This window comes from Pseudomonas sp. RL (assembly GCF_000647775.1).
Classification (GTDB): domain Bacteria; phylum Pseudomonadota; class Gammaproteobacteria; order Pseudomonadales; family Pseudomonadaceae; genus Serpens; species Serpens flexibilis.
The window spans coordinates 1-2,041 of sequence record NZ_JBOY01000144.1; the positions used below are offsets into that span (position 1 = coordinate 1).

At 64.5% G+C, this 2,041-nt stretch carries 3 protein-coding genes and 1 tRNA gene; all 4 read right to left on the reverse strand.

What is annotated here, in order from left to right:
* On the reverse strand, positions 1-275 hold a 275-nt coding region (locus tag AS93_RS0116875), incomplete at its 3' end, for a transcription termination/antitermination NusG family protein (RefSeq protein WP_027591687.1).
* Positions 276-284: 9 nt separating this feature from the next.
* Positions 285-662, reverse strand: coding sequence for a preprotein translocase subunit SecE (gene secE / locus AS93_RS0116880; RefSeq protein WP_027591685.1), 378 nt, complete (start codon positions 660-662; stop codon positions 285-287).
* A gap of 15 nt (positions 663-677) precedes the next feature.
* Positions 678-753: transfer RNA gene (locus AS93_RS0116885), tRNA-Trp, on the reverse strand.
* Between the two features lie 95 nt (positions 754-848).
* Positions 849-2,039: an elongation factor Tu gene (gene tuf, locus AS93_RS0116890; RefSeq protein ID WP_027591686.1), complete on the reverse strand. Its 1,191-nt coding sequence runs from the start codon at positions 2,037-2,039 to the stop codon at positions 849-851.
* Positions 2,040-2,041: the final 2 nt, after the last annotated feature.

Below are 2,041 nucleotides of genomic sequence, written 5' to 3' on the forward strand. Positions count from 1 at the left end.
GGGGTGGTCTTGACGAGGTGCCAGCACTCATCGTCGATGCGCAGCCCGCCGCCCTCGCCGCTCGTCTCGATCTGGACAAGCACATAGCCGGGAAAGAACTTGCGTTCGCTGCGGCGCTTCTGGCCCGCGCGCATTTCGATGATTTCCTCGGTCGGCACCAGGACATCGCCGAAGCGCTCCTCGATACCCGAGCGCGCGATACGGTCGATCAGAGCCTTCTTGACCTGCTGCTCGAACCCCGAGTACGCCTGGACCACATACCAACGCTTGCTCATGTCCGGACCTCAGGCGCCAAGAAGGGCGCGGACGCCGGTGGAAATGATCAGGTCGAACAGCGCCAGGATCAGGCTGATGATGATCACCACGACGATGATCAGACCGGTGGTGCGGGTGGTTTCCTGGCGCGTCGGCCAGACCACCTTGCGCAGCTCGAAACGGGTCTCGGCGAAGAACTCGCGCGCATCGCGGCCCTTGGCGCTGAGCATGAACACGCCCGCAGCGACACCGAAACCAACCAGCATGCCGAGCACGCGCAGGGCAGTGGGCGCCGTGGAGAACCAGTAAAAGCCCGCCAGCGAGGCCACCACGAGCAGCACGGCGAGGACATATTTGACGATGTCGCTGGTAGACACCGCTTCGTTCTGTGCGACCTTTGCGTTCATCCGGGTCTTCTGAGATGGCACGCCAGGAGGGACTCGAACCCCCAACCTGCGGTTTTGGAGACCGCTGCTCTGCCAATTGAGCTACTGGCGTACACGAGGTTACGAAGCGTTAACTCCGAAAAGGCCGAAGGCGAGCCGTGTACGACTCGCCTTGGCCGTGCCTTCCCGCGAGGGGAAAGCAATATCTTACTGCACGATCTTGGCAACGACACCGGCGCCGACGGTACGACCGCCTTCGCGGATCGCGAAGCGCAGGCCTTCTTCCATCGCGATCGGGGCGATCAGCGTCACCACCATCTTGATGTTGTCGCCCGGCATCACCATCTCGACGCCCTCGGGCAGCTCGCAGGCGCCCGTCACGTCGGTCGTGCGGAAGTAGAACTGCGGACGGTAGCCCTTGAAGAACGGCGTGTGACGGCCGCCCTCGTCCTTCGACAGCACGTACACCTCGGCCTCGAACTGGGTGTGCGGCTTGATCGTGCCCGGCTTGCACAGCACCTGGCCGCGCTCGACGTCGTCACGCTTGGTGCCGCGCAGCAGCAGACCCGCGTTGTCGCCCGCCTGGCCCTGGTCCAGCAGCTTGCGGAACATCTCGATGCCGGTCACCGTGGTCTTGGCCGTCGGGCGGATGCCCACGATCTCGACTTCGTCACCCACCTTGATGATGCCGCGCTCGATTCGACCGGTCACCACGGTGCCGCGGCCCGAAATCGAGAACACGTCCTCCACCGGCATCAGGAAGGTCTTGTCCACGTCGCGCTGCGGCTCCGGGATGTAGGTGTCCAGCGCTTCCACCAGCGCGATGATCGACGGCACGCCGATCTCCGACTGGTCGCCTTCCAGCGCCTTCAGCGCCGATCCCTTCACGATCGGCGTGTCGTCGCCCGGGAAGTCGTACTTCGACAGCAGTTCGCGCACTTCCAGCTCGACCAGCTCCAGCAGCTCCGCGTCGTCCACCATGTCCGCCTTGTTCAGGTAGACCACGATGTAGGGCACACCCACCTGGCGGGCCAGCAGGATGTGCTCGCGGGTCTGCGGCATCGGGCCGTCAGCCGCCGAGCACACCAGGATCGCGCCGTCCATCTGCGCCGCACCCGTGATCATGTTCTTCACGTAGTCGGCGTGGCCGGGGCAATCGACGTGCGCGTAGTGGCGGGTCGGCGATTCGTACTCGACGTGCGAGGTCGAGATCGTGATGCCGCGCGCCTTCTCTTCCGGCGCCTTGTCGATCGCGTCGTACGCCTTGAACTCGCCGCCAAAACGCTCGGCACCCACCTTCGTCAGCGCCGCCGTCAGCGTCGTCTTGCCGTGGTCAACGTGACCGATCGTGCCCACGTTCACGTGCGGCTTGGTGCGCTCGAACTTACCCTTGGCCATGA

Bases quoted from the DNA above. Each gene is read 5' to 3' on its own strand.
- secE (WP_027591685.1), bottom strand. From the start codon at position 662: ATGAACGCAAAGGTCGCACAGAACGAAGCGGTGTCTACCAGCGACATC.
- tuf (WP_027591686.1), bottom strand. From the start codon at position 2,039: ATGGCCAAGGGTAAGTTCGAGCGCACCAAGCCGCACGTGAACGTGGGC.